Source organism: Enterobacter cloacae complex sp. 372C4 (genome assembly GCF_050030615.1).
Classification (GTDB): Bacteria; Pseudomonadota; Gammaproteobacteria; order Enterobacterales; family Enterobacteriaceae; genus Enterobacter; species Enterobacter intestinihominis.
This window is the reverse complement of sequence record NZ_JBLGUQ010000001.1, coordinates 3,744,578-3,770,998: the sequence shown is the minus strand read 5'-3', so window position 1 is coordinate 3,770,998 and position 26,421 is coordinate 3,744,578. Positions and strand designations below refer to the sequence as shown.

Genomic DNA, 26,421 nt, shown 5'->3' with positions numbered 1-26,421 from the left:
TAAATGTTTATCGCGGTCAACTGATGCAAAGAAAGGTAAATTCTTGTGATAGTGATTATCATTACGGCCACAAGAAAAACAAGCGAAATATGTGGAGTTTTGATGACCAGATGTAAACGCATTGCGGAATAATAATTGCCTGAGTAACCGTTGCGTTTATAAGGTATAACGAAAATGCCCATTTACGGTTAACCGGGGCTGTGGCTAAATGTCCGCCTCGAAAACCAACTGAAAATAAACCATGTTTAAAATTGTCCATTTCCTGCTGGCGCTGGTGATTATTCTTGCGCTCGCCTGGCTGGTGAGTTTCGACCGCCGAAAAATTCGCATTCGTTTCGTTTTACAGCTGATCGTGATTGAAATCGCGCTGGCATTCTTTTTTCTGCATGCAGAAAGCGGCCTGTTCATTATTAAACATGTCTCCGGTTTCTTTGAGTCACTGCTTAAATTCGCTGCCGAAGGGACGAATTTTGTCTTTGGCGGGATGGGTGAAAAAGGGCTGGCGTTCATTTTCCTTGGCGTGCTCTGCCCCATTATTTTTATCTCGGCGCTGATTGGTATTCTGCAGCACTGGCGTATTCTGCCGATCTTTATTCGGGTTATCGGGACGCTGCTGTCAAAACTGAACGGCATGGGCAAGCTGGAATCCTTTAACGCGGTGAGCTCACTGATACTCGGTCAGTCGGAAAACTTCATTGCCTACAAGGGCGTGTTGGGCGATCTCTCCTCGCGCCGCCTGTTTACGATGGCTGCAACGGCGATGTCGACGGTTTCGCTGTCGATTGTCGGTGCCTATATGACCATGCTCGACGCCAGATTTGTCGTCGCGGCACTGATCCTGAACATGTTCAGCACCTTTATTATCCTTTCGGTCATTAACCCGGCCCGCCCGGAAGCCGAACCCGATATCAAACTGGAAAAGCTGCATGAATCCCAGAGCTTCTTTGAAATACTGGGCGAATATATTCTGGCCGGTTTTAAGGTGGCGATGATTATTCTGGCGATGCTGATTGGCTTTATCGCCCTTATTAGCGCCGTTAATGCCCTCTTCTCCAGCGTATTTGGCCTGAGCTTCCAGCAGATTCTGGGTTACGTGTTTTATCCGCTGGCGTGGCTTATTGGTATTCCGCTGAGCGATGCCTTAAGCGCGGGCAGTATTATGGCAACCAAACTGGTGGCGAATGAATTTGTGGCGATGATCGAGCTGCAAAAAATAGCCCACCAAATGTCACCGCGCGGACTGGGGATTTTGTCAGTGTTCCTGGTGTCGTTCGCTAACTTTGCCTCCATTGGTATTGTGGCGGGGGCAATAAAAGGCCTGAACGAGCAACAGGGTAATGTGGTGTCGCGGTTTGGTTTACGCCTGGTATACGGGGCAACGCTGGTGAGTTTGCTGTCGGCGAGCTTTGCGGGGTTGGTGTTGTAAGTTTTGTGCGGTTAATGCCCGGCGGCGCTTCGCTTGCACGGGCCTACGATACAACAACGGCGGGATTTCCCGCCGTTTTTTATTAAAACTGTAAGCACACCGGCTGGTCGACCCGCATCACCGACTCCTGTGCGAAGCGGGATTTATAAATACCGCGTAAAGCCTCGATGTTTTTCTCGCTCTGCGCGTCTTTGCCGTGGATCAGCATCAGCGCCTTGCTCGGCTCGCGCGCCACCTTGCCGTCGTTACCCAGCCACTGACCGCGGGCATCAAATACCGTTAAGCCATCGCGAAAGCGCGGCGTCACGTCCTGGTCGACAAACTGCTGCCATTCGTTGCCTGTGATTTGCGCCCCGGCAGGACGGTTTAAGCCGAAATAGAGCGTGGTTTGCTGCATCTGATTTTCTGCTTTGCAGGTTTCCACCGCCGCATGCTGCGCGGGTGCGTTACAGCCCGCCAGCATCACGCATGCTGCCACCATTAGCCCTGTTTTAATTCTCATTGATGAAGACTCACATAGGTGAAAGGACTATCCCCTCTCCCCACCGGGGAGAGGGTTAGGGTGAGAGGGAAATTACTCAGCCTGGAGCTTAGACGGCGGCGCTGAGTGGTAATGCGCATCCGCTTCCGCAAAGCGCTTCTGCATAGATGCAGACGGCGCTTTACCCAGCAGGCTAAACACCACAATACCGAGGCTGCCGAAGATGAAGCCCGGGATAATTTCGTACAGGCCCAGCCACGCGAACTGTTTCCAGACGATAACGGTAACCGCACCGATGATCATCCCCGCCAGCGCGCCGTTGCGGGTCATGCGTGACCACAGAACGGAGAACAGCACCACCGGACCAAATGCGGCGCCAAAGCCCGCCCACGCGTAGCTCACCAGCCCCAGCACGCGGTTTTCCGGGTTAGCCGCCAGCGCAATCGCCACCAGCGCCACCAGCAGCACCATAAAACGCCCTACCCACACCAGCTCTTTCTGGCTCGCGCCCTTACGCAGGAACGCTTTGTAGAGGTCTTCGGTGATGGCACTGGAGCACACCAGCAGCTGACAGCTCAGGGTGGACATGACTGCCGCCAGGATCGCGGAGAGCAGGATACCGGCAATCCACGGGTTGAACAGGATCTGCGCCAGCTCGATGAACACGCGCTCGGCGTTCTGGTTCACCGCGCCCGCCTGCGCCGGGTTGTTGTTGAAGTAGGCGATACCGAAGAAACCGACCGCGCACGCCCCCGCCAGACACAGGATCATCCACGTCATGCTGATGCGACGCGCGTGAACGATGGTGTGGTGAGAATCCGCCGCCATAAAGCGCGCCAGAATGTGCGGCTGACCGAAGTAGCCCAGGCCCCAGCCCATCAGGGAGACGATGGCCACGAAGTTCAGCCCTTTCAGCATATCGACGTTTTCGATGCTCTTCTGCTTGATCACTTCCAGCGATTCACCAAAGCCGCCGACGGTAAAGATCACAATTATCGGGGTCAGGATCAGGGCGAAAATCATCAGACTCGCCTGCACGGTATCGGTCCAGCTTACCGCCAGGAATCCGCCCACGAAGGTATAGAGGATGGTCGCGGCCGCACCGGCCCACAGCGCCGTTTCATAGCTCATGCCGAAGGTGCTTTCGAACAGACGCGCGCCCGCCACAATGCCGGAGGCACAGTAGATGGTGAAGAACAGCAGGATCACCACCGCAGAGATAATACGCAATATGCGGCTGTTATCTTCAAAGCGTCCGGTGAAGTAATCCGGCAGCGTCAGGGCGTTGTTGTTGGCTTCGGTATGCACACGCAGACGGCCTGCTACCAGCTTCCAGTTGATCCATGCGCCAACGGTCAGGCCGATGGCGATCCAGCTTTCGGAGATACCGGAGATGAAAATCGCACCCGGCAGCCCCATCAGCAGCCAGCCGCTCATGTCGGATGCGCCCGCTGAGAGTGCGGTGACCATCGGGCCCAAGCTGCGCCCGCCGAGGATGTAGTCGTCAAAGTTTTTAGTGGAACGCCATGCCAAAAACCCTATCAGGATCATGCCAAAAATATAAACGAGAAATGTCACCAGCATCGGTGTGCTAATAGCCATTCAAATTCTCCAAAATGTCGAGCGACAGCCGTCCGGGCTGCCTTGTTATGTCATCACCGGAACGTAGTGATGTGTGTATGTGTTTCCGTTGGGCGCGCTATCCTGCCGTATACGCATCCCACTGACAAACGATTTAACACTGCATTTACATGAATTTCATCCCTGGTTTTATACGTCTTTCCTATAGGTTGCACTCGCTCACGCTTTTATGGGTTGCACCTTTAAAAAGTGTTAAGCACCGCATAAAAACTGGGCTCAGAAACCGCCGCGCGTTCTTTTTCACAGCTAACTAATCGTTAACAATCCATTCATTTTCCAGCTTGCAGACCAGGTCACATTTAACACGGTTGCACAAAGTTGCAACATGGTGGATATTTCACGCTATCAACAGAACGCTATTACAGAACAACAGGAGTTTTGGCATGGGGATGACCACCATGGGGGTTAAGCTGGATGACGCTACCCGCGAACGGATTAAAACCGCTGCGACCCGTATCGACCGCACGCCGCACTGGTTAATCAAGCAGGCGATTTTTAACTATCTGGAAAGACTGGAGAGTGAAGAAGGTCTGCCGGAGCTGCCTGCCCTGCTGGCGGGCGCTGCGAACGAAGGCGAAGAGGCCGCGACGGCCGCTGATGAGAACCACCAGCCGTTCCTGGAATTTGCCGAGCAGATCCTGCCGCAGTCCGTCAGCCGCGCCGCCATTACCGGCGCCTATCGCCGTGCCGAAACCGACGCCGTGCCGATGCTGCTGGAGCAGGCGCGCCTGCCGGAAGCCGTTGCCGCTCAGGCGCACAGCCTGGCGTATCAGCTCGCCGACAAGCTGCGTAATCAGAAAACCGCCAGCGGACGCGCCGGCATGGTGCAGGGTCTGTTGCAGGAGTTCTCCCTCTCCTCGCAGGAAGGCGTGGCGCTGATGTGTCTGGCGGAAGCGCTGCTGCGTATCCCAGATAAAGCCACCCGCGATGCCCTGATCCGCGACAAAATCAGCAACGGCAACTGGCACTCCCACATTGGCCGCAGTCCGTCCCTGTTCGTGAACGCCGCCACCTGGGGCCTGCTGTTTACCGGCAAGCTGGTCTCCACCCATAACGAAGCCAACCTGTCGCGTTCCCTGAACCGTATTATCGGCAAGAGCGGCGAGCCACTGATCCGCAAGGGTGTGGACATGGCGATGCGCCTGATGGGCGAGCAGTTCGTCACCGGGGAAACCATTGCCGAAGCGCTGGCGAACGCCCGCAAGCTGGAAGACAAAGGCTTCCGCTACTCCTACGACATGCTGGGCGAAGCGGCGCTGACCGCCGCCGACGCGCAGGCCTACATGGTCTCTTACCAGCAGGCGATCCACGCCATCGGTAAAGCGTCCAACGGTCGCGGTATTTATGAAGGGCCAGGCATCTCTATCAAGCTTTCCGCTCTGCACCCGCGCTACAGCCGCGCGCAGTACGACCGGGTGATGGAAGAACTCTACCCGCGCCTGAAGTCCCTGACCCTGCTGGCGCGCCAGTATGACATCGGCATCAACATCGACGCCGAAGAGGCGGATCGTCTGGAGATCTCCCTCGATCTGCTGGAAAAACTGTGCTTCGAGCCGGAGCTGGCGGGCTGGAACGGGATTGGTTTCGTTATCCAGGCCTACCAGAAACGCTGCCCGTTCGTCATTGACTACCTGATTGACCTGGCCAGCCGCAGCCGTCGCCGCCTGATGATCCGTCTGGTGAAGGGTGCCTACTGGGACAGCGAAATCAAACGCGCCCAGATGGAAGGACTGGAAGGCTATCCGGTCTATACCCGCAAGGTCTACACCGACGTCTCTTACCTCGCCTGCGCGAAAAAACTGCTCGGCGTGCCGAACCTGATTTATCCGCAGTTCGCCACCCACAACGCCCACACCCTGGCGGCGATCTACAGCCTGGCGGGTCAGAACTACTATCCGGGCCAGTACGAGTTCCAGTGTCTGCACGGCATGGGTGAACCGCTGTACGAGCAGGTGACCGGTAAAGTGGCCGACGGCAAGCTGAACCGTCCGTGCCGTATTTATGCCCCGGTAGGTACTCACGAAACCCTGCTGGCCTACCTGGTGCGTCGTCTGCTGGAGAACGGGGCGAACACCTCCTTCGTTAACCGCATCGCCGATACCACCCTGCCGCTGGACGAACTGGTGGCCGATCCGGTACAGGCCGTAGAGAAGATGGCGGCGCAGGAAGGCCAGATTGGTCTGCCGCATCCGAAGATTGCCCTGCCGCGCGAGCTGTATGGTGCAGGCCGCGTCAACTCGGCGGGTCTGGATCTCGCCAACGAACACCGTCTGGCGTCGCTCTCTTCTGCCCTGCTTAACAGCGCATTGCAGAAGTGGCAGGCCAAACCGATCCTTGAGCAGTCCGTTGAAGACGGTGAAATGCAGCCGGTGATCAACCCGGCAGAGCCGAAGGATATCGTCGGCTACGTGCGCGAAGCCACAGAAGCGGAAGTGGATCAGGCTTTGGAGAGCGCGGTGAACAACGCGCCAATCTGGTTTGCCACCCCGCCGCAGGAGCGTGCCGCCATTCTGGAACGCGCGGCGGTGCTGATGGAAGATCAGATGCAGCAGCTTATCGGCATTCTGGTGCGTGAAGCGGGTAAAACCTTCAGCAACGCCATCGCCGAAGTGCGTGAGGCGGTCGACTTCCTGCACTACTACGCCGGTCAGGTGCGTGATGATTTCGACAACGAAACGCACCGTCCGCTCGGCCCGGTGGTCTGTATCAGCCCGTGGAACTTCCCGCTGGCAATCTTCACCGGCCAGATTGCCGCGGCCCTTGCCGCAGGCAACAGCGTGCTGGCAAAACCGGCAGAGCAGACTCCGCTGATTGCCGCTCAGGGCATTAACATTTTGCTGGAAGCGGGCGTACCGGCGGGCGTGGTGCAACTGTTGCCGGGGCGCGGTGAAACGGTGGGTGCCAAACTGACCTCCGATAACCGCGTGCGCGGCGTGATGTTTACCGGTTCGACCGAAGTAGCCTCCCTGCTGCAACGCAACATCGCCACCCGTCTGGATGCGCAGGGCCGTCCAACGCCGCTGATCGCTGAAACCGGCGGCATGAACGCCATGATCGTGGACTCCTCCGCGCTCACTGAGCAGGTCGTCGTTGACGTGCTGGCCTCTGCCTTCGACAGCGCGGGTCAACGCTGTTCCGCCCTGCGCGTGCTGTGCTTACAGGATGACGTGGCTGACCACACGCTGAAGATGCTGCGCGGTGCGATGGCGGAATGCCGCATGGGCAACCCGGGCCGTCTCACCACCGATATCGGGCCGGTGATCGACGCGGAAGCCAAAGCCAACATCGAAAACCACATTCAGACCATGCGTGCCAAAGGCCGTCCGGTGTTCCAGGCGGTGCGTGAGAACAGCGAAGATGCCCGCGAGTGGCAGACCGGCACCTTCGTGCCGCCAACGCTGATTGAGCTGGCAAGCTTCGACGAGCTGAAAAAAGAGGTCTTCGGCCCGGTACTGCACGTTGTGCGCTACAACCGTAACAACCTCAACGAGCTGATCGATCAGATCAACGCCTCGGGTTACGGCCTGACGCTCGGCGTGCATACCCGTATCGACGAAACCATTGCCCAGGTGACCGGCAATGCTAAAGTCGGCAACCTGTACGTCAACCGTAATATGGTCGGCGCAGTCGTGGGCGTGCAGCCGTTCGGCGGCGAAGGCCTCTCCGGCACCGGCCCGAAAGCGGGCGGTCCGCTCTATCTGTACCGTCTGCTGGCAAACCGTCCGGAAAATGCGCTGGGCGTGACGCTGGCGCGTCAGGACGCGGACTATCCGGTGGATGCGCAGGTGAAAGCCGTGCTGACCCAGCCGCTGGACGCGCTGATTAAGTGGGCAGAAAACCGCCCTGAACTGCGTGCAATTGCGCAGCAGTACGGCGAGCTGGCGCAGGCCGGTACCCAGCGCCTGCTGCCGGGTCCAACCGGTGAGCGCAACACCTGGACGCTGATGCCGCGCGAGCGCGTACTGTGCGTGGCCGATAACGAGCAGGACGCGCTGGTGCAGCTGGCAGCCGCTACAGCAACGGGCTGTGAGGTGCTGTGGCCGGAAGATGCGCTGCATCGCGACCTCGCCAAACAGTTGCCAAAAGCGGTCTCGGCTCGCATTCGCTTTGCGAAGGCCGATGCCCTGCTGACCCAGCCGTTTGACGCGGTGATCTACCACGGTGATTCCGACCAGCTGCGCGAACTGTGTGAGCAGGTTGCGGCCCGCAGCGGTGCCATCGTTTCCGTGCAGGGCTTTGCGCGCGGGGAAACCAACCTGCTGCTGGAGCGTCTGTACGTGGAGCGCTCGCTCAGCGTCAACACCGCGGCGGCAGGCGGTAACGCCAGCCTGATGACAATCGGTTAATCGTGTAAACTCTCCCCGGTGACGCTACGCTTACCGGGGCTATATAACAGCCGCAGGCCGGATAAGCACAGCGCATCCGGCTTTTTTACATGGAGGGGATGATGAAAAGAGTATTTCTCGCAGGTGCAGCCCTGCTCATGAGCGCCAGCGCGCTTGCCGACGAGTGCAACAACGCGACCACCCAGCTCGAACTGAACACCTGTAGCGCGCAGCAGTACCAGGCCGCCGATAAAAAGCTCAACGAGACCTATCAGGCCGCCATCAAACGTGCGGCTGCACCTCAGCGCGATCTGCTGAAAAAGGCGCAGCAGGCGTGGATCAGCCTGCGCGACGCGGACTGTGCGTTTATCGGTTCGGGTACGGAAGGCGGGAGCGTTCAGCCAATGATTGTGAACCAGTGTCTGGCGGAAAAAACCGTGGAGCGCGAAGCGTTTCTGGCCACGCTGATGCAGTGTGAAGAGGGCGACTTAAGCTGTCCCCTCCCGCCGGGCTGACGCGGCACTGAACTATTCCCTCTCCCACAGGGCTGAGGGTTCCCCACAAATTAATGCGAGCACTGAGCAATCCCCTCGCCCCTCCGGGGAGAGGGTTAGGGTGAGGGGAACATACGGCGGTGGTGGTCATTCCGTTCACTTTATGTTCCTTGCTACTCTGTAACGACATGACCGGTGAACGTGCCAGGGTGGCTCAGTCGCCACCACCCTGGCGACCCGGGCTCCCGGCGGAAAATCGCCGCTTCGCGGTGCCCTCGGCTTATTCCTTCCGGCTTATCGGGTACGGGCGGAGGCAACGTCCCTGTAAAGCCGCCCTCTCGGCGCATCCCTGCGCCTCGCCCCGGCCGGAAGGCAAACGCCTCAGCGATTTACAGCCGGACCAGGGCATCGCTGACAGCCCTCAGTCATTTAGAAAGCAACTTTATTGCTTCTGCATAAAAAAATTACTGGGGATCCCTCAGCCCCGCGGGAGAGGGTTAGGGTGAGGGAAATTAGCGCACACGGATCCCTTCGATAATCATCCGCTGCACGTTTTCCAGGGTGCTCTGGAAAAACGCCTCGTCCTGGAGCGTTTTACCGGTTACCGCCTCGACCTGGACCGCGAAGTCAGCGTAGTGCTGGGTTGAGGCCCAAATCATGAAGATCAGATGATGCGGATCGACGGGCGCCAGTTTTCCGCTGGCGACCCATCCGGCAATAATGGCCGATTTTTCGTCCACCAGCTGCTTTAGATCTCCCGTCAGCTCCGCCTGCAACAGCGGCGCGCCCTGTAACATCTCCAGACAAAACAGCCTCGATGCCTGGGGATAATCACGCGATACCTCCAGCTTCAGGCGTATGTACTCCTCTATCGCCACCAGCGGGGCCAGCTCTTCGCGAAATGCTTTAAGCGGTGCGAGCCAGATATCCAGGATCTGCTGCATCACCGCCACATATAGCGCCTCTTTCGACGGGTAGTAGTAGAGCAGATTGGTCTTGGACACCCCGGCCTGCTCCGCCACCTGCTCAAGGCGCGTACCGTGAATACCAAACTGCGAAAATGTCTCCAGCGCAGCGCTGAGGATCGCCTGTTTCTTGGCGCTCACCGCCTGCGAACGTTTACCGGGTGTTTTCACTGCGCCTTGTGTCATTTTCGCTCTCCTTATTGGTTTGCCATAGCATAGCAAAAGCCCTGCTTTCTCTCGACATTTTGGGGAGCGGGGCTGCACCAAATCAAAAAGGAAAATGTACGGACAGGTAGACTTAACAGCCCACTTATATTACAAATTTGATATCACTTTTTTCTCGTTAAGTAAGGGCTTTTCCCATGCCTTTAGTCATACGACAAGCAACATTAGCCGATTCAGTATTACTAAAAGAGCTTGGCTATCGCATCTATCCAGCGCACTTTAAGCATATGTGGCAGTCAGAATCAGGATTGTATAATTATTTGGAATGTGAATATTCTCTTCCTGTTATTGAGCAGAATATTAATGACAAAACATAAGCTGGTATATAGCGGAAATAGATCATCGGATTAGTTTTGCGAAGCTGACATGGCAAGCGACTATCACTAATACAGACATTAGTGGTGTTCTTCTTGACAAACTCTACCTTGCCCCAACTAAAACGAATCAGCATTACGGTCAATTAATGTTTAAAAAAGTCATAGATCTTGCCCGAAGTGATGGAAAAAAATTTTTATGGTTGGAGGTTCTCGAGCAAAGCGAACATGCTCATAGATTCTATAAAAAGCAGGGAATACAATACATCAGCGACATCGTTTTCGAAACAGATTCACAGCGGAGCATACTCAAGATAATGGGGATGTGTATATAACGTCCGATTTTCGCTCACAGCGGACCATCGGTGCTGGCTGCATCGTGTCAGGAGTGGACCTTACAAATATCAGCGCAAGAATCAATAGAGAACAAACATACCAGCTCTGGGAGTGATCGTTTCACACAGGTAAAGAACAGACGCAATCACCAATTCTTATACCAAATCCAACCTCACCCGATGGTTTAATGTTTTACTGTTATTCTTCTTTGCTGACGAGAGTAAAAAATGATTGACCACACCGGATTCAACGTCATAAATCTTGAAGACAGTAAGTAATGTTACACAAATGTTCTTGCCAGTCTTGGCCGGGCAAGGCGGTAGGTTTTGGTCCCGCCCAACTCGATGAAGGGCAAGATCCTGGCGGTGCGTTCTGGTTAACACAGGGAACTCCTTCCACACCCCGAATGCATCTTGCCTTCAATGCAAAAAACAAAGAGGATGTTGAGGCATTCCACCGTGTCGCCCTCCAGGCAGGTGGAAAAGATAATGGTGCGCCGGGTTACAGGCCCCATTATCACCCTGGATATTACGCCGCGTTCATCCTTGATCCTGATGGGTACAATATAGAGGCGGTTTAACACGAGACGCGATAGTCGCTAATATACTTCCCCAATGCTGATAGACGATCCTGCGCAAATATTCAGGCAGGATCGTCTGACGGGTGATATCAGTTCAGTAAAAGCGTTGGTCAATTAATGCGTTTGGCATAATTACTTTCTCTGTATCATGAAAAGCGCTTACATCATTTCCTGTATTTCCGTTCCTCTGCTCATAGCAGCCGGTCAACTACCGTGATTTCTGAAGGTGTATCGGCTGTTATTTTACATAAATGGACGGAACTTTCTGTTTGTCAGGGTGACACGGAAAAGGACACAGGCGATACTTATCCTGGAAGATCGAGAGCTGACTGCTTTAGATTACAACAAAACTGGTCTGAAATATTGCTGAAATGGCGCGTTCCGGGTCTGAATCCCAGAAAATTGGCCCACGAAGCACCACGGTAGAAAACCCAGTTTTGCAGTATGGGGGATTATTATGGCTGAAGTCGTAGCTCATTTTTTGTCCTCGCTAACGCTGCGGGAGTTTCGTCGTTAAATGCCTCCCATGCCCTGACGGATATAGAGAGAACAGTCTGAGCATCCCGAGGAAGCAGATATTACAATGAAAGGATCAGTGATGTATTATCAATTATGCCAAAATTAACGGTGTTTTTTGTGGTATGGAGACTGCCTGCTCTGGCTTTTCTTCTTTTGGTTTTTATGGTTTTTATGGTTTTAAAATACGAGTCCGGTCTTGGGAAAAGCTCACTAGCAGCATTTATTTTTTTAGTTGCAGTTGTTTTATATAGGATATTTTTGAACTGATATGTTATCAGTCCCAGTGGATATAAAATGCTGTATGTCCAAGTGATTGCGGAGAATTAAAAGAGTGAAGAAAAGACGGCTGGTGCGGCTCGATGGCTGCATCCAGCTCTTATTGGGAGTGCATCTAGTGGGATCGCATGATAGATGATTTTTTAATCAACATTGCGAGTAGTGGTTATAAATATCCCGTCCTCCCTTCTGCGATAGTTTGAAAACATTACCCGGTTCATTACACATGCGACTTTCATAAAAGTTATCCGTTGTTATATTATGTAAACAGATAAGTCGTGTTCCATAGGTAATATCTTCGCGATCACTAGGAATTACTTCGTGTTCCGGTCCATACCAATATAGTTTGGTTTTATCGCCCTTTGCAATAAATGGAGCTGGATCACCAGAAGCCTCCTTATACTCAAATGTAAATTTTTCTCCATCACAAACCATATTCACCATGCATTTTGTATAACTTGTACTATAAGACAAATCTGAACCAGTATTGGGCTCGTATACAGTTACTTTTCTTCTCTCCCGGTATACAGAGTCTATTGTAACTATTCTTCGGTTGAGTTCCTTAGGTAATCTTAGGTTTAGCTCATAATCTTGTTTATGCTGGCAACTTTTTGATAAGTTTGTAACAGAGGAAAATAAATCTTTTTCTTGCATAAGGTTTTTTCGCATCAAATCTCGAAATTGAAGGAATTCATCTGAGTATGTATGACAAAAATTAAGGAGTGTCAGGATAAAACCAAACAAACTTAGTAATAAAAATGGGACATAACATACAAATATATCTGTGCTAGATGAGTAATACGCACCTATAGAAAGTGTACATAAAATCAGACCAAGCAATACAGCTAAACATGCAGATTTACCACGATTTCTTTCAGTGTCCATCATTCTGAACTCGATGCAATCGCAATCTCCTAGCCAGCATATCCTATAGCTATTAGGTGATATTTTATATACAATGATATAAAGATCGCTGTTTTTGGGAATGCATTCAATGGAATTAAAATTTGGTGTGACTGGTCTCAGATCGTAGTAACTTAAATAATAGTAGAACTCATTGTAGGTGATTCTTACGTATGAGGCATTGTTACCTTTCTCATCACACATTCTGTCGATTTTTACTTTGTCAAAAGGCAACCTGAGGCATTTATACATATCTTTGCGACCTAAATTATGTTTGATGTTTATGTCCTGGCACAAATTATAGAAGAAACAGGTCATGAAAACAATTCATACACATGATACATGGATTTGTGAAATATATTTACATGGTGAATTTCCCATTACCTGAAATTGGACAGAACAACCTGAACGTCCAAGCTGGTGATTGCTCCGAACCGTTGAATTCACAGCCAGCAGCGGGCTTTTAGTTGTTGTCAATGGGAGGGTATTTCAGCAAAATGAAATTACCTTTAAACACGGCAATTTTTTATGCAGTCTCCAACTATTAAATCTAGCTCCGGCAGGAGTTACTAACTCATAGAATAAAGGATGCACGGGATCGAATTATGCGTCCTCATAAACAGAATAAGCCTCGTAAACTGTATTGCAGCGTCAACACGACTACGCGGCACCATTCTAATAATCCAGGTGCTGAATATTGCTGGGAACGTAATCGTAAAAGAGTCGGGGATGAACTACTGGCCAAGCGCGAGTCAATACATGGCGGACAGAAGCATGGCCGAGACTACACACCATTGTTTTATTTTCTGATCAAAAAGATTGGCAAATCGTGGAATGAAATATTCAGCGAAGTATGTGGACGTCTTGATACCACCGAGCCTGTATTCTGGTTGGTCGCGCTACATGAGCATCAGCGAAGAGATTTATTCTGCATTGGCGAAAGCAGTTTTTATCCGGGTCTGTTTGTTGATGAGAATGGAATTCTGCAAGAGGTAAATACTTCAATCACGATAAAGGATGTTAAGGTGACTTGCCGCTGCTGCACACACACTTATATTGGAGAATCTGTACCCTGGATAGATTGAATAACAACACCTTTTATCCTGCCACGGGTGCGGCCCTCATCAGCAACGAGAGCGATTACTAACTTTTGCTTTTTGCTCAATGCGGACGACCCGCTCCCCAATCCCTTACCGCCCCTGCACCGCCATCGCGCATCGTTGCCTGTTTGCGTGCATCTATTTTGACCATTTAGTCCACTTTATTTGCACTCTATTCACCAACCTTGCGTTAACACATTAACAATAAAGCCCTTTTAAAAACTGGCATCCCCTTTGCAAAACCCTTTTCACGAGGCTGAACAGGATATGCAGGATGCAGCGCCACGTCTGACTTTCACCCACACAGAGATGAAGAGAGGTTCGTGATGAAAATTGGCGTATTTGTACCGATCGGCAACAACGGCTGGCTTATCTCGACCACGGCCCCGCAATACATGCCGACCTTTGAGCTGAATAAAGCCATCGTGCAGAAAGCGGAGCATTACCACTTCGACTTTGCGCTCTCGATGATCAAGCTGCGCGGTTTCGGCGGTAAGACCGAATTCTGGGACCACAACCTGGAGTCCTTTACCCTGATGGCGGGCCTGGCGGCGGTAACCTCGCGCATCCAGATTTACGCCACCGCCGCCACCCTTACCCTTCCCCCGGCAATCGTGGCGCGGATGGCCTCCACCATCGACTCCATCTCCGGCGGGCGCTTTGGCGTCAACCTTGTCACCGGCTGGCAAAAGCCGGAGTACGAGCAGATGGGGATCTGGCCGGGTGACGATTACTTCTCCCGTCGCTACGACTACCTGACTGAATACGTGCAGGTGCTACGCGATCTGTGGGGCACCGGCAAAAGCGATTTCAAAGGCGACTTCTTTACCATGAACGACTGCCGCGTCAGCCCGCAGCCGTCGGTGCCGATGAAGGTGATATGCGCCGGACAGAGCGACGCGGGAATGGAATTCTCGGCGAAATACGCCGACTTCAACTTCTGCTTCGGCAAAGGCGTTAACACCCCTGCCGCCTTCGCGCCCACCGCGGCACGCATGAAAGCGGCCGCCGACAAAATCGGGCGCGACGTGGGCTCCTACGTGCTGTTTATGGTGATTGCCGACGAAACCGACGACGCCGCGCGCGCCAAATGGGAACGATACAAGGACGGCGCCGACGAGGAAGCCCTGAGCTGGCTGACCGAGCAGAGCCAGAAGGATACCCGCTCCGGCGCGGACACCAACGTTCGCCAGATGGCCGACCCGACGTCTGCCGTCAATATCAACATGGGCACCCTGGTTGGCTCGTATGCCAGCGTCGCCAGAATGCTCGACGAAGTGGCTGCCGTGCCCGGCGCCGAAGGCGTGCTGCTGACCTTCGATGATTTTCTCACCGGCGTGGAAACCTTCGGCGAGCGTATTCAGCCGCTGATGCAGTGCCGCGCCCACATCCCTGCCGTGACGAAGGAGGTGGCGTAATGACGACCCTCAACGCTCGCCCGGAGGCCATCACCTTTGACGCGCAGCAGAGCGCGCTGATCGTGGTGGATATGCAAAACGCCTATGCCAGTAAAGGCGGGTATCTGGATCTGGCCGGGTTCGACGTCTCGGCCACGCAGCCGGTGATTGAGAATATCAAAACCGCCGTGAGCGCCGCGCGTGCTGCGGGCATGCTGATCGTCTGGTTCCAGAACGGCTGGGACGACCAGTACGTCGAAGCTGGCGGTCCCGGCTCACCCAACTTTCACAAATCCAACGCCCTGAAAACCATGCGCCAACGGCCTGAACTCCAGGGCACGCTGCTGGCGAAAGGCGGCTGGGATTATCAGCTGGTGGATGAGCTGGTACCGGAAGCTGGCGATATCGTACTGCCGAAACCGCGCTACAGCGGCTTTTTCAATACCCCGCTCGACAGCCTGCTGCGCAGCCGGGGCATTCGTCATCTGGTCTTTACGGGCATTGCCACCAACGTCTGCGTGGAGTCCACCCTGCGCGACGGCTTCTTCCTCGAGTATTTTGGCGTGGTGCTGGAAGACGCTACCCATCAGGCCGGGCCGGATTTTGCCCAGAAAGCCGCCCTGTTCAATATCGAAACCTTTTTTGGCTGGGTCAGTAACGTCGCCGATTTCTGCGACGCGCTGGATCCCCCGTTCGCCCGCATCGCCTGAGGAGAACCGCTATGCCGAAATCCGTGATTATTCCGCCGGGCACCAGCACCCCGATAGCCCCGTTTGTCCCCGGTACCCTCGCCGACGGCGTGGTGTATGTCTCAGGCACGCTGCCGTTTGATAAAGACAACAACGTGGTGTTTATCGATGACCCAAAGGCGCAAACCCGCCACGTGCTGGAGACGATCAAAACCGTGATCGAAACGGCGGGTGGCACGATGGAGGACGTGACCTTCAACAGCATCTTTATCACCGACTGGAAAAACTACGCCGCGATTAACGAGATCTACGCGGAGTTTTTCCCCGGCGATAAACCGGCGCGATTTTGCATCCAGTGCGGGCTGGTAAAGCCTGAAGCGCTGGTTGAAATTGCCACCGTTGCGCACATCGCGAAGTGAGGCCGCCATGAAACTGTCCATTTCCCCGCCCCCCTTTGCGGGCGCGCCCGTGGTGGTGCTGATTGCCGGGCTCGGAGGCAGCGGGAGCTACTGGCTGCCTCAGCTCGCCGTGCTGGGGCAGGAGTATCAGGTGGTGTGCTACGACCAGCGGGGCACGGGGAATAACCCGGATACCCTGCCGGAAGACTACACCCTCGCACACATGGCCGACGAGCTCGCGCTGGCGTTAACCGGGGCCGGGATCGCCCGTTACTGCGTGGTCGGCCACGCGCTGGGGGCGCTGGTCGGCCTGCGGCTGGCTATCGATAAGCCTGACGCCCTCACCGCGCTGGTTTGTGTCAACGGCTGGCTGACCCTCAATGCCCATACCCGACGCTGTTTTGACGTTCGCGAACGTCTGCTGCATGCGGGCGGGGCTCAGGCGTGGTTAGAGGCACAGCCGCTGTTTCTTTACCCGGCAGACTGGATGGCTGCCCGCGCTCCGCGGCTGGAGGCCGAGGAAGCGCTGGCGCTGGCCCATTTCCAGGGCAAAGCCAATCTGCTGCGCAGGCTGCATGCGCTGAAACAGGCCGATTTCAGCCGCCACGCTGCACGCGTTCGCTGCCCCGTGCAGATTATTTGTTCCACCGACGATCTGCTGGTGCCGTCCGTCTGCTCCGCGGAACTGCACGCCGCCCTCCCGCACGCCCGCAAAACGGTCATGCGCCAGGGCGGGCATGCCTGTAACGTGACCGCGCCGGACATCTTTAACACGCTGCTGCTGAACGGGCTTGCCAGCCTGCTGCACAGCCCTGAACCCGCTTTGTAAGGAGCCTGAATGAGCGAAGCCATCACGCCCGCCGCGCTGGAAACGCTGTTTACCGGCGCACGTACCCATAACGGCTGGCTGGATATACCGGTCAGTGACGAGACGCTGCGCGAGATTTATGACCTGATGAAATGGGGGCCGACGTCCGCCAACTGTTCCCCGGCGCGCATTGTCTTTGTGCGAAGCCCGGAAGGAAAAGAGAAGCTGCGCCCGGCGCTCTCCAGCGGCAACCTTGAGAAAACGCTCACCGCCCCGGTCACGGCAATTGTCGCCTGGGACAGCGAGTTTTATGAGCGCCTGCCTGTACTGTTCCCGCACGGCGATGCCAGAAGCTGGTTTACCTCCAGCCCCGCACTGGCGGAAGAGACCGCCTTTCGCAACAGCTCGATGCAGGCCGCGTACCTGATTTTCGCCTGCCGCGCGCTCGGGCTCGACACCGGGCCGATGTCCGGCTTTGACCGGGAAAAAGTGGACGCGGCCTTTTTCACGGGCACGCTGCTTAAAAGCAATCTGCTGATTAACATCGGCTATGGCGATATGAGCAAAGTCTATGGGCGCTTACCGCGTCTGACCTTCGAAGACGCCTGCGGGCTGGCGTAAGGAGCCATCATGACGACACCCGATCAACAAACCTTCCGTGATGCCATGGCCTGCGTCGGTGCGGCGGTCAATATCATCACCACCGACGGCCCTGCGGGAATGGCGGGCTTTACCGCCAGCGCGGTATGCAGCGTGACCGATTCCCCGCCCACTCTGCTGGTTTGCCTCAACCGTGGCGCGTCCGTCTGGCCGATTTTCAGCGAGAACCGCACCCTGTGCGTTAACACGCTGAGTGCCGGACAGGAGCCATTATCCAACCTGTTTGGCGGTAAAACGCCGATGGCGGAACGCTTTGCCGCTGCCCGCTGGCAGACAGGCGACACGGGCTGTCCACGTCTGGAAAATGCCCTGGCCTCGTTCGACTGCCGCATCAGCCAGGTGGTTAGCGTCGGCACCCACGACATTCTGTTTTGCGACATCTTATCCATCGTTCGCCACCCGGCACCGCAAGGGCTGGTGTGGTTCGACCGCGGCTATCACGCACTTATGCGACCCGCCTGTTAATCCGCATTCAGGAGACAGAACATGTTCGGACTTCCTCACTGGCAGTTGAAATCGACCTCCACAGAAGCAGGCGTGGTCGCGCCGGATGAAAGGCTCCCGCTCGGGCAGACAATGGTGATGGGCGTGCAGCATGCGGTCGCGATGTTTGGTGCGACGGTGCTAATGCCCATGCTGATGGGGTTGGATCCTAACCTCGCCATTTTGATGTCGGGTATGGGTACCCTGCTGTTCTTTTTTGTCACCGGCGGGCGCGTGCCCAGCTATCTGGGCTCCAGCGCCGCCTTTGTGGGAGTCGTTATTGCAGCGACCGGGTTTAACGGTCAGGGCATTAACCCCAACCTGAGCGTGGCCCTCGGCGGCATTATCGCCTGTGGGCTGGTCTACACCCTTACCGGTCTGGTGGTGATGAAAGTCGGCACGCGCTGGATCGAGCGGATGATGCCCCCCGTCGTCACCGGGGCGGTGGTGATGGCGATAGGCCTGAACCTCGCGCCGATTGCGGTGAAGAGCGTATCCGGCTCGCCGTTTGAAAGCTGGATGGCGGTGATTACGGTGCTGTGCATCGGCGTGGTGGCGGTCTTTACGCGCGGGATGATCCAGCGGCTGCTGATCCTGGTCGGGCTGATTGCGGCCTGTCTGATCTACGCGCTGCTGGCGAACGTGTTTGGTCTCGGCAAGCCGGTTGATTTCACACTGATTCACCAGGCCGCCTGGTTCGGGATGCCGCACATGACCTCGCCCACCTTTAACGCTCAGGCGATGATGCTCATCGCGCCTGTCGCGGTGATCCTGGTGGCTGAAAACCTGGGCCACCTGAAAGCCGTAGCGGGAATGACCGGGCGCAATATGGATCCGTATATGGGGCGGGCGTTTGTGGGAGACGGTCTGGCGACCATGCTCTCCGGCTCGGTCGGCGGCAGCGGCGTGACGACCTACGCGGAAAATATCGGCGTGATGGCAGTGACCAAAGTCTACTCGACGCTGGTCTTCGTGGCGGCGGCGGTGATGGCGATGCTGCTCGGCTTTTCCCCAAAATTCGGCGCATTGATCCACACCATCCCGGCACCCGTGATTGGCGGCGCCTCGATTGTTGTATTTGGTCTAATTGCCGTCGCGGGGGCACGCATCTGGGTGCAGAATCATGTTGATCTGAGCCAGAACGGTAACCTGATCATGGTGGCGGTCACGCTGGTGCTGGGCGCAGGCGACTTCGCCCTGACGCTGGGCGGGTTTACGGTGGGCGGGATTGGTACGGCGACCTTCGGCGCGATCCTGCTCAACGCCCTGCTTAGCCGACGCAAAGGGGATGAAGCGCAAGCGGAAGCCATCACCCCCTGAACCTGAAATAGCCGGGTGACGCTACGCTTACCCGGCCTACATGCCAATTGTAGGCCCGTGCAAGCGAAGCGCCGCCGGGCAAAACGGACAGCGTGCGCGTTGTTAGCTATCTGCCCCTTGTTCAGTGCCGAACCCGGCAGTCGCCTTACGTCGTTTTTTTAACTTTAACTCGCTCACCAGCACCCCGGCGACAATAAATGCCGCGCCCACCAGCGCCAGCAGCGGCAGACGCTCCCCGGCGAGTCGCCCGAAAATACCCGCCCACACCGGTTCACCGGTATAGATGACCGTCGCCCGTGTCGGAGATACGCTGCGCTGCGCCCAGTTCATGGTGACCTGAATAATAGCGCTAAAAATGCCCAGCCCCAGCGCCACGACGATAAGCCCGGTAGACATCGGCGGGACGGACTCCCCTGCCGGCACCATCGTCGCGAACGCCACCAGCGACGCGGTGGCAAGCTGCACGACCGTCACCCGCTTGACGTCCACTTTTCCTGCCCAGGCGCTAATCAAAATAATTTCTGCCGCAATGGCAACGGCCCCCACCAGCGTGATGATCTCTCCCGGCCCCAGCGCCAGCAGATTATTTCCCGGCCCGGCTAATAAAATGAGGCCGATGAACGCCAGCACGATACCAATGCACGACATCAGGCCCGGTATTCTGCCCAGGCACAGCCACTGCAACAGCGGCACCAGCGGTACGTACATGGCGGTGATGAAAGCGGATTTACTGCTGGAGATAGACTGAAGCCCCCACGTTTGCAGGCTATAGCCCATGGCAATCGCCACGCCAATAGCGACACCCGCTTTAAGCTCTGTCAGGGTCAACCCGCGCAGGGTTTTCAGCGAAATAAGCGCCACGGCAACCGCCGCGGTTGCAAAACGCAGCCCTACAAAGAAAAACGGATCGCTCATCGTGACCGCGTACTGAACGGCAAGAAAGGTTCCGCCCCAGAACATGGTGATCAAAATCAGGATGGCTTCCTGAGGCTTAATGGAGAAAGTAAAACGGGAAACGGACATGGGACACCAGCACGAAGAATCAATCCTGTAGTGTGCGATGCCTTTGATGACAGTTCAATGTAGCAGACATAAAAAAACCGCCGGGAAACCCGGCGGCAGAGAGTTAACCCGGCGTACTACTTGTTGCTGCCGTGGCTATTTTTACCCCCTTTTTTGCCAGCCTCTGATGCGCGCTGAGGGTCATTTTTAAAATTGCCCCCGCTAGACTGGCCACCTTTACGACCTGCTTCTGATGCTCTTTCACGGTCTTCAGCGAAATTACCTGAACCACCACGATGGTTTGCCATCTCTAACCTCCAGAGTGTGAAACATTAGACATCATATTGCATTCAGTAAAAGAGGATTCTTTCACCTCGCGGCTCAAGGACAGTGCCTTTATCTGTGCCGCGTGAAACTAAGCTTAGTGTAATGCGGCTATCCGGCAAGCGAGAGGTAATATTCTGCAACATGATCTCAGCCTTTCGTATGAAATATTGAGGAGGTTATCCATAAGCCATTCTTATATTTTGAAAAATCAGCGCCGCTAAAGTTGTTTCATTTTGCTACAAAGCACATAACGAAAAGATATTGTTATATATCAAATAAATGCCGTTCATTTTTGCAGTCTGGCCGTGATGTCATATCTTTAAAGTAACGCAGCGATCCGCTGTAAGAAAAACCAACGAGGAGTGATGCAAAATGGCAAAAGTTCTGGTGCTCTATTATTCCATGTATGGACACATTGAAACCATGGCTCACGCAGTTGCAGAAGGCGCAAACAGAGTAGACGGCGTTGAGGTTGTGGTTAAACGCGTACCGGAAACCATGCAGGCGGAAGCCTTCGCCAAAGCCGGGGGAAAAACACAAAACGCCCAGGTCGCCACCCCGCAGGAGCTCGCGGACTATGATGCCATTATCTTCGGCACCCCGACCCGCTTCGGCAATATGTCCGGCCAGATGCGCACCTTCCTCGACCAGACGGGCGGGCTCTGGGCCTCCGGCGCGTTATACGGCAAGCTGGCCAGCGTGTTCAGCTCTACCGGCACAGGCGGCGGCCAGGAGCAGACGATCACCTCAACCTGGACTACCCTTGCACATCATGGGATGGTGATTGTGCCGATTGGCTACGGCGCGCAGGAACTGTTCGATGTTTCCCAGGTTCGTGGCGGGACACCGTATGGCGCGACAACCATTGCCGGTGGGGATGGTTCACGTCAGCCAAGCAATGAAGAACTTTCGATCGCCCGCTATCAGGGTGAATACGTCGCGGGTCTTGCCAAAAAACTGAACGGCTAACCCAACAGGAGGACAAGTATGCCAACTCAAGAATCCAAAGCTCACCACGTGGGCGAATGGGCAAGTTTACGCAATACCTCTCCGGAGATTGCAGAAGCCATCTTTGAAGTCGCCAGGTATGACGAAAAGCTGGCTGAGCAGATTTGGGAAGAAGGCAACGATGAAGTGCTGGTTCGCGCTTTCGAAAAAACCGACAAAGACTCGCTGTTCTGGGGCGAGCAAACCATCGAACGTAAAAACGTCTGAATGTTCCCCCCGCCCGCGCGGGGGTTTTCTTCTATTTCGCCGCGTTGTTCATCACCGCATTGAATTTATCGATCGGACAGAAGCCGTTGCCATCTACCGGACAGCCCTTCAGCTCCAGCGTCACGCGCTGCGCAGGAGATTGCAGCGACAGCACGCTGGCATTACGCAACTGCTCAGAACTCTGGTAGACATACTCAATTTTCATCAGCTCCTGGTTAGTGTTGTTGTCATGCCAGCGCTGGAAGACAATTTTACCGCCAATCGGGGTTCGTTCCTGCTGGTCGTGCAGCTGATACGGCCTGAAATCCAGCGCGGTCAGCAGCGAGGCAATGTTGGAGTCGTGCCCCACCAGCAGGGTAATTTTTGGCGCTTTGGCCTGTTCGGTCACCAGCGCTTTATCAATGTACTTCACCAACGGTTTAGCCACGTTCTGCGCCACGTCCGTCGAGGTAAACAGCGAGTCCTGGTAGCCGTTTTTCAGCTTCGACAGCACGCGCCACTGCTGATCGGTTTTGATTTCCCCCCATGCCACCTGGTCTGCCGGGAATCCTTCGTAATACTGTAGGGTGAACGCATCCACCAGCGAGTTACCCACTTTCAGCGGCCCGGAGACACCCGGCTCTTTTTCATAATCGGCGCTGAACGTATCTTTCGCCTCCGTCAGGGAACAGACTTTTTTCTCCTTGCAGGACGGCGAGTCGCTATAGTTTGTCAGCTGCTCCAGCAGTTTGTAGCTTTCATCCAGCTGCATTTTCTGCCGTTCTGTCTCCATCGCTTTCAGCGCTTTCTCACGAAACTCAGGGGAATTATCGGTAATGACCGGATTGAAGGTGGGGTCCATGGTGCCCATTTTTTCCTGATGATGCACAGGCACATCGCACCCCGGGAACGCGCCGGTGATAAAGAACTGCGCGGTCGCCACGGTGCGCTGGAGGCTGTTGGCGTAGGCATAGACGGTACCCGCTGGTGGGCATTCACCCGTCTTCACCATCCCCTGCTCTGCCAGCCACTCGCGTATATAGTGACCCATATACACTTCCAGTACGCCCCCTTTGGTGGTGAGCTGTCCACCCGGGACGTCCCACTCCGGCCACTGCTTCGGCGTGGACTGCTCCAGCACGCTGCCGTTATTGGCGAGCGGCGCACGCAGGTTGTGGCGGCTCATGATGAGTACCTGTTCCAGCTGATAGCCGTCCGGTGTGTCCTGCGCCTGTGCGCCAAAGGTCACGGCAAGGGTACCTGCCACGGCAACTGCAAGTAGTGCTTTTCTCATCCCTAATTCCTCACACGTTTTTTTATGTCGCATTGAGTGTGACAGATTCGTGACAGGTTTTTCGGGAAGCATTTCTCAAACTGATGAATACGTGACACGCTGATTCAGAGGCTGATGCTGGTGACGATACCGACATACAGCGCCGCCCATGCGCAGGCTGAAAGCAGGCTGATGGCGTAAACCTTTATCGCGCTCAGCCTGAGCATGCCCGCCGCCAGCGGAACGATATAGCGCAGTACCGCCAGGAAACGCGAGGTGAACAACACCAGCAGGCCATTTTTATGCAGCTGGTGCTGTACCCGCAAAAACTTCCCGGCATGTTTTGCCGTGAAGCGTGACACTCGCCGGGTATGCCCCATCAGCTGGCCGATATGGTAATTCAGCACCGATCCTGCCGTAGCGCCCATCACCACCGCCAGCCACGTCAGCGCCGGATGCATACTCGACTGGCTGACGGCAATCCCCGCCAGCAGCATGACCGATGCGGGCGGGAGCACGGAAGAGATCAGTACCGTTGATTTACTCAGTGCCATAACAACGAGCAACGCGAAGAGATGCGTTGGATAATGCGCAAAATGATCCAGCAGCGTGTCCAGCCATGCCATTTTACTCTCCCCGGTAACATCAGAATTCCCCATTAGAAGTGAAAATAGTTAAATAAAACGTCAACATTCATTCAATAATATTCATTTAAACCATACTTAAACATTATTTAAATTCCTCAGCAGCCATTTTAAATCAGCGTATTATCCCTCACGTTTTACAACGATCTCGTTATGGCGAGGCTCCTGTACAAATACACGTTATCGCTCTGGTGGGTTCGAGAGAACCGGCACAGGGTAAAACAGGCACTGTCGAATCAAGGCTTTGCCAGTATAACTTCCCTTACGGGATACGGTGTACAGTGCTGAACCCAGGACGTGGGGATCTCCTTTCCGACATGCCCTGTCTTGCTCGCCCCTGAGAGATTTTATTATTCAAAGGGAAGTTACAATGTCTTACGCTATTCACAACCATAATCTGGCTTTTAACGACAGCGCCATCGCGCAATATATGAATACCGATTTTATCGTTATTGATATTTCATTATGCGTGGCTCTGGCACGCGAGCAGTTCTTTGAAAAATTAAAAGATGATGATATTCCGTCACATATTTTTATCGAAGACAACGGTCGCCTCGCGGGTTTGATTGCCGTACGTAAATTATTGCAGGCCACGGATACCGTACAGCCCGTTAAAGGTCTGATGATATCGGATTTTATCCAGCTTAAACCGGAAGATGAGCGGGCGGATGTCGCCGGGTTGCTGGCGCACGCAGGTGCGGATGTCGTACCGGTGGTGACCCACGGCAAGCTGGTGGGCTGCCTTACCGAGCGTGAAATCGCCCATCTGCTGGAAGATGACGTTACTGAAGATGCCCAGCTTCAGGGGGCAACGCTGCCGCTGGAGAAGCCCTATCTGGAAACCAGCGCCTTTAGCCTGTGGAAGAAACGCTCCGTCTGGCTGCTGCTGCTGTTTGTCGCGGAAGCGTATACCAGCTCGGTGATCCAGCATTTTGAAGAGGCGCTGGAATCCGCCATTGCGCTGGCGTTCTTTATTCCGCTGCTGATTGGCACCGGCGGAAACAGCGGGACGCAGATTACCTCGACGCTGGTGCGCGCCATGGCGCTGGGTGAAGTCCACCTTCGCGACGTGGGTCGCGTGCTGCGCAAAGAGATGAGCACCTCGTTAATGATTGCCGCCACGCTGGGCCTGGCGGGCTGCGTTCGTGCCTGGATGATGGGCATTGGGATGGAAATCACGCTTATCGTCAGCCTGACGCTGGTCTGCATTACGCTCTGGAGCGCCATTGTCTCATCGGTGATCCCGATGGTATTGAAACGTTGCAAAATCGACCCGGCGGTCGTTTCCGCGCCGTTTATCGCCACGCTGATCGACGGTACCGGGCTCATTATCTACTTCAAAATCGCACAGTATACGCTGGGGCTGGAATAACGAAAAAACCCTGCGATATTGCTATCGCAGGGTTTTCGAATTTGGCGGAAGCGTAGAGATTCGAACTCTAGAACCCTTTCGGGTCGCCGGTTTTCAAGACCGGTGCCTTCAACCGCTCGGCCACGCTTCCAAAGTGAGGCGCACTATAAACATCTCTGAGCATGATGTAAAGCAGGAAATTGCATTACGTTGAGCTTCTTGCCTCATTCCCTTCCGCTCCGATCACTTCTTCGTCATCGGCTGGCTAAAATGTAAACATTTATTTTTACATCACATAAACTTATTAGAATGAAAGTTTGTGATCTAGACTCTTTTTCATACACCGCAGCTTATCCGTGCAACATTGCCACCTCAATATGCCCTTGTAAGACCCTATTCACGCAGGTCACTGCGATAAGAGATTTTCCATGAAATTATTCGATACCGGTAACTACAGACTTATTCTCTGGCGTAAATTTCTGCCGTGGCTGATCCAGAACGGTGCGCAAAAAAACAACCCGCATGACTATTTTCTGGTGTACTTAAAAGATGCCGACAATACGCGTTATATTCTGAAGAAGCACGAAAGCAGCAACGTTGTGCTCTGCCCGATGCATAAAAGCGAAGATGTCAGTATGAGCGTGGAAGATATCAGCGAAATGCAGGCTGAAATCATTCACTATAAGCGCAATGGGTTTCAGGCTTACAAAGGCATTATCCCGTTTGCCTTTGACCATTATACGAAAATCATCACCTTAAAAACGGCCCTTGCTCGTCTGAAAGGGCGCTGTATTTCTGGCCTGAAATCTGATTCAGAAACCATCAGCCGGGACCGTTACAACTTGCTCAGGCTGCTGGTGACCGACTACGTCAACCAGCGCCCTTCGCGCGTTTCGTCTGGTTTCACCCAGCGGGAAGTGATCGCCATGCTTTACGGCACACTTTGGTATAAACATATCAAAAATGAGTCGTTTAGCAGAAAAATCGCGCTCTTACTTGAGTCGCTCGTGATCACGGGCGATCTCAGCGAAGAGGGTAAGGTGTACTACGTGCAGGGCCAGGCTATTACCACCATGGTCGAGTATGAAAAAGAGGACCAGCGGGTAACGCATCAGCAAAAAATGCAGAAAAAAATTACGCGTTTTATGTTTGCGATAACGCTATCTACGCTGCTGATTATTCTGGTTCTGCTGTCGATGGCCGGGGTCGTCGACCTCGCCGCTGTCTGGCAGAAAATACTACAGATTAAGCCTCTCAGATTTTTAATGAATTTTATCTAATACCCTGCCC

At 54.6% G+C, this 26,421-nt stretch carries 25 protein-coding genes, 1 tRNA gene and 1 riboswitch; of the genes, 17 read left to right on the top strand and 9 right to left on the bottom strand.

What is annotated here, in order from left to right:
* Positions 1-241: 241 nt before the first annotated feature.
* A complete protein-coding gene (locus ACQG11_RS18265) occupies positions 242-1,426 on the top strand; it encodes a NupC/NupG family nucleoside CNT transporter (RefSeq protein ID WP_426728652.1) in 1,185 nt (394 codons plus the stop codon).
* Between the two features lie 82 nt (positions 1,427-1,508).
* Here ACQG11_RS18265 and ACQG11_RS18260 read toward each other — a convergent pair whose 3' ends face one another.
* Complete coding sequence (locus tag ACQG11_RS18260; protein WP_126502937.1) at positions 1,509-1,928, bottom strand: DUF3574 domain-containing protein; 420 nt, start codon at positions 1,926-1,928, stop codon at positions 1,509-1,511.
* Between the two features lie 72 nt (positions 1,929-2,000).
* Positions 2,001-3,509, bottom strand: a complete 1,509-nt coding sequence (gene putP, locus ACQG11_RS18255) for a sodium/proline symporter PutP (protein ID WP_022647686.1) — start codon at positions 3,507-3,509, stop codon at positions 2,001-2,003.
* A 422-nt stretch (positions 3,510-3,931) separates the two neighbouring features.
* Here putP and putA point away from each other — a divergent pair, with 422 nt between their 5' ends.
* Positions 3,932-7,894 (top strand): trifunctional transcriptional regulator/proline dehydrogenase/L-glutamate gamma-semialdehyde dehydrogenase, encoded by a 3,963-nt coding sequence (putA, locus tag ACQG11_RS18250; RefSeq protein ID WP_192970487.1) that lies wholly within the window; start codon positions 3,932-3,934, stop codon positions 7,892-7,894.
* 101 nt (positions 7,895-7,995) lie between these two features.
* Positions 7,996-8,388, top strand: a complete 393-nt coding sequence (locus ACQG11_RS18245) for a lysozyme inhibitor LprI family protein (protein WP_038415806.1) — start codon at positions 7,996-7,998, stop codon at positions 8,386-8,388.
* Between the two features lie 491 nt (positions 8,389-8,879).
* Here ACQG11_RS18245 and rutR read toward each other — a convergent pair whose 3' ends face one another.
* On the bottom strand, positions 8,880-9,518 hold the full coding sequence (gene rutR, locus ACQG11_RS18240; RefSeq protein ID WP_032624504.1) for an HTH-type transcriptional regulator RutR: 639 nt from the start codon (positions 9,516-9,518) through the stop codon (positions 8,880-8,882).
* A gap of 502 nt (positions 9,519-10,020) precedes the next feature.
* Between rutR and ACQG11_RS18235 the strand changes: the two genes are divergently transcribed.
* Together ACQG11_RS18235 and ACQG11_RS18230 are read left to right on the top strand one after the other, a co-directional pair.
* Positions 10,021-10,206, top strand: a complete 186-nt coding sequence (locus ACQG11_RS18235) for a GNAT family N-acetyltransferase (RefSeq protein WP_421767612.1) — start codon at positions 10,021-10,023, stop codon at positions 10,204-10,206.
* A gap of 278 nt (positions 10,207-10,484) precedes the next feature.
* The gene (locus tag ACQG11_RS18230; protein ID WP_421767611.1) at positions 10,485-10,787 is read left to right on the top strand and encodes a VOC family protein; all 303 of its coding nucleotides are present in this window, start codon (positions 10,485-10,487) and stop codon (positions 10,785-10,787) included.
* A 942-nt stretch (positions 10,788-11,729) separates the two neighbouring features.
* On the opposite strand, the gene ACQG11_RS18225 is transcribed toward ACQG11_RS18230, so the two are convergent.
* Positions 11,730-12,470, bottom strand: a complete 741-nt coding sequence (locus tag ACQG11_RS18225) for a hypothetical protein (protein WP_426728651.1) — start codon at positions 12,468-12,470, stop codon at positions 11,730-11,732.
* A gap of 620 nt (positions 12,471-13,090) precedes the next feature.
* Here ACQG11_RS18225 and ACQG11_RS18220 point away from each other — a divergent pair.
* The 8 genes from ACQG11_RS18220 (at position 13,091) to rutG (ending at position 19,340) form a co-directional block, all read left to right on the top strand.
* On the top strand, positions 13,091-13,570 hold the full coding sequence (locus tag ACQG11_RS18220) for a hypothetical protein (RefSeq protein WP_426728650.1): 480 nt from the start codon (positions 13,091-13,093) through the stop codon (positions 13,568-13,570).
* Between the two features lie 341 nt (positions 13,571-13,911).
* The gene (gene rutA / locus ACQG11_RS18215) at positions 13,912-15,003 is read left to right on the top strand and encodes a pyrimidine utilization protein A (protein WP_023305836.1); all 1,092 of its coding nucleotides are present in this window, start codon (positions 13,912-13,914) and stop codon (positions 15,001-15,003) included.
* Complete coding sequence (gene rutB / locus ACQG11_RS18210) at positions 15,003-15,692, top strand: pyrimidine utilization protein B (protein ID WP_105322621.1); 690 nt, start codon at positions 15,003-15,005, stop codon at positions 15,690-15,692. Before rutA ends, rutB begins: the two co-directional genes overlap by 1 nt.
* Before the next feature lie 11 nt (positions 15,693-15,703).
* On the top strand, positions 15,704-16,090 hold the full coding sequence (gene rutC / locus ACQG11_RS18205; protein ID WP_015570870.1) for a pyrimidine utilization protein C: 387 nt from the start codon (positions 15,704-15,706) through the stop codon (positions 16,088-16,090).
* A gap of 7 nt (positions 16,091-16,097) precedes the next feature.
* The gene (gene rutD, locus ACQG11_RS18200) at positions 16,098-16,898 is read left to right on the top strand and encodes a pyrimidine utilization protein D (RefSeq protein ID WP_105322620.1); all 801 of its coding nucleotides are present in this window, start codon (positions 16,098-16,100) and stop codon (positions 16,896-16,898) included.
* A gap of 9 nt (positions 16,899-16,907) precedes the next feature.
* Positions 16,908-17,498: a malonic semialdehyde reductase gene (locus ACQG11_RS18195; RefSeq protein ID WP_022647679.1), complete on the top strand. Its 591-nt coding sequence runs from the start codon at positions 16,908-16,910 to the stop codon at positions 17,496-17,498.
* 9 nt (positions 17,499-17,507) lie between these two features.
* Positions 17,508-18,002, top strand: coding sequence for an NADH-dependent FMN reductase RutF (gene rutF / locus ACQG11_RS18190; protein WP_105322619.1), 495 nt, complete (start codon positions 17,508-17,510; stop codon positions 18,000-18,002).
* A gap of 21 nt (positions 18,003-18,023) precedes the next feature.
* On the top strand, positions 18,024-19,340 hold the full coding sequence (gene rutG / locus ACQG11_RS18185; RefSeq protein WP_155025263.1) for a pyrimidine utilization transport protein G: 1,317 nt from the start codon (positions 18,024-18,026) through the stop codon (positions 19,338-19,340).
* 102 nt (positions 19,341-19,442) lie between these two features.
* Here the strand turns inward: rutG and ACQG11_RS18180 are convergent, their stop codons facing one another.
* Both ACQG11_RS18180 and ACQG11_RS18175 read right to left on the bottom strand, forming a co-directional pair.
* On the bottom strand, positions 19,443-20,363 hold the full coding sequence (locus tag ACQG11_RS18180; RefSeq protein WP_063152034.1) for a DMT family transporter: 921 nt from the start codon (positions 20,361-20,363) through the stop codon (positions 19,443-19,445).
* A 116-nt stretch (positions 20,364-20,479) separates the two neighbouring features.
* A complete protein-coding gene (locus tag ACQG11_RS18175; protein WP_001273664.1) occupies positions 20,480-20,650 on the bottom strand; it encodes a general stress protein in 171 nt (56 codons plus the stop codon).
* Between the two features lie 391 nt (positions 20,651-21,041).
* Here ACQG11_RS18175 and wrbA point away from each other — a divergent pair, with 391 nt between their 5' ends.
* On the top strand, positions 21,042-21,638 hold the full coding sequence (wrbA, locus tag ACQG11_RS18170) for an NAD(P)H:quinone oxidoreductase (protein WP_022647675.1): 597 nt from the start codon (positions 21,042-21,044) through the stop codon (positions 21,636-21,638).
* A gap of 18 nt (positions 21,639-21,656) precedes the next feature.
* Positions 21,657-21,884 (top strand): YccJ family protein, encoded by a 228-nt coding sequence (locus ACQG11_RS18165; RefSeq protein WP_022647674.1) that lies wholly within the window; start codon positions 21,657-21,659, stop codon positions 21,882-21,884.
* A gap of 31 nt (positions 21,885-21,915) precedes the next feature.
* On the opposite strand, the gene agp is transcribed toward ACQG11_RS18165, so the two are convergent.
* Both agp and ACQG11_RS18155 read right to left on the bottom strand, forming a co-directional pair.
* Positions 21,916-23,157, bottom strand: coding sequence for a bifunctional glucose-1-phosphatase/inositol phosphatase (gene agp / locus ACQG11_RS18160; RefSeq protein WP_105322617.1), 1,242 nt, complete (start codon positions 23,155-23,157; stop codon positions 21,916-21,918).
* Positions 23,158-23,261: 104 nt separating this feature from the next.
* Entirely contained in the window at positions 23,262-23,762 is a 501-nt protein-coding gene (locus ACQG11_RS18155; protein WP_023299758.1) for a DedA family protein, read from the bottom strand.
* A gap of 158 nt (positions 23,763-23,920) precedes the next feature.
* Positions 23,921-24,090: riboswitch (M-box (ykoK) riboswitch) on the top strand.
* Between the two features lie 60 nt (positions 24,091-24,150).
* Between ACQG11_RS18155 and ACQG11_RS18150 the strand changes: the two genes are divergently transcribed.
* On the top strand, positions 24,151-25,152 hold the full coding sequence (locus tag ACQG11_RS18150) for a magnesium transporter (RefSeq protein WP_023299757.1): 1,002 nt from the start codon (positions 24,151-24,153) through the stop codon (positions 25,150-25,152).
* Between the two features lie 42 nt (positions 25,153-25,194).
* Here ACQG11_RS18150 and ACQG11_RS18145 read toward each other — a convergent pair.
* Positions 25,195-25,282, bottom strand: a tRNA-Ser gene (locus ACQG11_RS18145).
* Positions 25,283-25,559: 277 nt separating this feature from the next.
* On the opposite strand from ACQG11_RS18145, the gene ACQG11_RS18140 reads away from it, so the two are divergent.
* Positions 25,560-26,411 carry a hypothetical protein gene (locus tag ACQG11_RS18140; RefSeq protein WP_426728649.1) on the top strand — a complete coding sequence of 284 codons (852 nt, stop codon included), beginning with the start codon at positions 25,560-25,562 and terminating at the stop codon, positions 26,409-26,411.
* Positions 26,412-26,421: the final 10 nt, after the last annotated feature.